The sequence below is a fragment of the Kitasatospora sp. NPDC093558 genome (assembly GCF_040683475.1).
Taxonomy (GTDB): domain Bacteria; phylum Actinomycetota; class Actinomycetes; order Streptomycetales; family Streptomycetaceae; genus Kitasatospora.
The window spans coordinates 1-2996 of the sequence record NZ_JBFBDY010000706.1; the positions used below are offsets into that span (position 1 = coordinate 1).

A 2996-nucleotide genomic window follows, 5' to 3' on the forward strand; every position below is an offset into this window, starting at 1 on the left:
CGCGGGCTCCAGCCCGGTGAGCGACAACGGCTCGGCGGGCGGCACCTCCTCCGACGGCACCGGAACGGGCTCCGGCCGGAACCTCTCCGCCACCGGCGGGTCCACCGCGGCGGGCACGGGCGTCGGTGTGCCCGCTCCCGCGGCACCGCCGGCCGCGGGAGCGGGCGCCAAGCCCACCGCGTCGCCGACCGCCAAGGGCCCGCTGTCCGCCGCCCCGGTGGCGGCCGGCACCCCGTTGGCCGACCGCTCGGGCCTGGCGCGGCTGCTGCTGCCCGTCGCCCTGATCGCCGGCCTGGTGCTGGTGGTCGGAGGGCCGGCCGCGCTGCTCCTCGGCGGCACCCCGGCCGGGGACAGGGCGCTGGCCGGAGTGCGCCGGGGCTGGTCGCGGCTGCGCCGCAGGCCCTGACGCCGGCGCGCCACACGACTCGGCGGGGCGGCCGACTCGGCGGGGCCGCCGTTCCGGCCCCGCCGAGCCCCTTCCGGCAGAGCACCTTCTCCGCCGGGGCCCGTCCCCACGCACCCCAGTTCGCATGCACCCGTCCCCGAGCCCGGAGAGCAGACCATGACAGCCGCCGCCGAGCCCGCGGCACCGTACGCCGGGGCACCGGGCCAGCCCGACCGCGGGCCGGACCAGGACGTCCCGCGCATCATCACCGCCCCCGCGACCGCCGGCGACCGGGTGTTCCGCGGCGTGCTGCGGCTCGCCGGGCTCTCGGTCTTCGCGATCATGGGGCTGATCGCCTTCTTCCTCGTCCTGCGCGGCGCCGACGCGCTGCGCATCGTCGGCTGGTCCTTCCTGACCGAGCGGAAGTGGCAGACCGCCGCGCACAACTTCGGCATCGCCGCGGTGCTCCCGGACGGCCTGCTGATCGCCGTCATCGCCCTGACGATCGCCGTCCCGGTGGCGCTCAGCAGTGCGATCTTCATCTCCGAGTACGCGCCCGTGCGGCTGCGCGCCCTGCTGATCACCCTGGTCGACCTGATGGCGGCCATCCCCAGCATCGTCTACGGCCTCTGGGGCCTGTTCTTCCTCCAGCCGCGCATCCTCGGCCTGGTGCGCTGGATGGCCAACCACCTCGGTGACGCGCTCCCGTTCCTCAAGGTGCGCACCGGCGACGTCGGACCGTCCTATACCTCCTCGACCTTCATCGCGGGCGTGGTGGTGTCCCTGATGATCATTCCGATCGTCACCTCGCTCTCCCGCGAGGTGTTCTCCCAGGCGCCGCAGGGCGAGCGGGAGGGTGCCTACGCGCTGGGCTCGACGCGCTGGGGGATGGTCCGGACCGTGGTGCTGCCGTTCGGGCGCGGCGGTGTGATCGGTGCGGTGATGCTGGGCTTCGGCCGCGCGATGGGCGAGACGATCGCCGTCGCGCTGATCATCTCGCCGAGCTTCCAGACCATCACGCACGTCCTGGAGAACGGCGCCAACTCGATCCCGGCGCTGATCGCGCTGCGGTTCGGCGAGTCGGACGCGCTGTCGCTCTCCGCGCTGATGGCGGCCGGCCTGGTGCTGTTCGCGCTCACCCTGCTCGTCAACGTGGCGGCCGGTTTCGTGATCAACCGCTCCCGTTCCGGCTCCGCGACGGCGGACTGACCATGACGAACCCCGAAGGGACGATCCGATGACCACGCTCGACCTGCCGCCGGTCGCGGCGTCCGGGCCCGCCGCGGCCACGTCGCCGCGTCCCGAGAAACGGGTGAAGCTCGGCGGCATCACCCGGGACGACGTCTTCACCCTGACCGGCGCGTCGGCCGGCTCGCTGGGCCTGGACTGGATGCTGTACGAGCGGGTGCTGCCGTTCAGCGGCGTGCTCGGTTTCCTGATCTGCTGGTACCTGCTCTTCCTGGCCGGCTACTACGTGCTCGGCCGGCTCCAGTGGGGCCCGATGATGGTGCGCGACCGCCTGGTGGCGGTGGTCGCCTGGAGCGCCGGGCTGCTCGTCATCGGAGTGATCGCCGACCAGATCGGCTACGTGACGAGCCGTGGGATCGATGCGGCGCAGCACCTCAACTTCTTCACCGAGTCGATGGAGAGCACCGGCCCGCTCAGTCCGATCACCTCCGGCGGTGCGCTCAACGCGATCGTCGGATCGCTCGAACAGCTGGGCCTGGCCACCCTGTTCGCCGTTCCGCTGGGCATCGGCGCGGCCGTCTTCATGTCCGAGGTCGGCGGCCGGATGGCCCGGCCCGTGCGGATGCTGGTCGAGGCGATGACGGCGCTGCCGTCGATCGTCGCCGGCCTGTTCGTCTTCGGCGTCGTGATCCTCACCTTCGGGTTCGAGAAGAGCGGCTTCGCCGCCTCCCTGGCGCTGACGGTGATGATGATGCCGATCGTCACCCGGGCCGCCGAAGTGGTCATCCGGCTGGTGCCGGGCACCCTGCGCGAGGCCTCGTACGCGCTCGGCGGCAGCCAGTGGCGGACGGTGTGGAACGTCGTGCTGCCCACCGCCCGCCCCGGATTGGTGACGGCCGTCGTGCTCGGGATGGCGCGCGGCGTCGGCGAGACCTCGCCGGTGCTGCTGACCGCCGGCTTCACGGCGCAGTTCAACGCCAACCCGTTCGACGGGCACCAGGTGTCGCTGCCGCTGTACATCTGGAACTACGTCAAACAGCCCTACGACCCCATGATCGCGCGGGGCTTCGCCGCGGGTCTGACCCTGATGGGCGTGGTGCTGGTCCTGTTCGTCACCGCGCGTCTGCTCGGTGGCCGCCGGCCCGGCCAGCTGACCCGGGCCCAGAAGCGCCGGCTCTCCCGGGACGCGCGCCGCGCCGAGGCCGCCGCGCTGGCCGCCATCTCCCGACCGGTCGTCGCCGTGCCGAGGAGCCAGTCATGACGCCCCCAACCAACCGCAGCACCAGAGGAGTTCTCATGTCGTGGGAGGCCGTTAGGGCCTGTCTTCAAACCCCCGTCGTCCGCCCGGAGGGCGGGCCGTGCGGCGTTGGGGTGCGTGCATCGCAAGGCGGAGGAGGGACGCGATGCGGAGCATCGGCGACCG

The 2996-nt window shown here is 72.9% G+C and carries 2 protein-coding genes and 1 pseudogene; all 3 read left to right on the forward strand.

The genetic code is table 11. The features are described from left to right. Positions 1-406, forward strand: a pseudogene (locus tag AB0O00_RS34035) (hypothetical protein); the annotation flags it as partial. 156 nt (positions 407-562) lie between these two features. After that, positions 563-1594, forward strand: coding sequence for a phosphate ABC transporter permease subunit PstC (gene pstC, locus AB0O00_RS34040; protein ID WP_363658441.1), 1032 nt, complete (start codon positions 563-565; stop codon positions 1592-1594). A 28-nt stretch (positions 1595-1622) separates the two neighbouring features. Next, the gene (gene pstA / locus AB0O00_RS34045; RefSeq protein WP_363658443.1) at positions 1623-2834 is read left to right on the forward strand and encodes a phosphate ABC transporter permease PstA; all 1212 of its coding nucleotides are present in this window, start codon (positions 1623-1625) and stop codon (positions 2832-2834) included. The last annotated feature ends 162 nt before the right edge of the window (positions 2835-2996 follow it).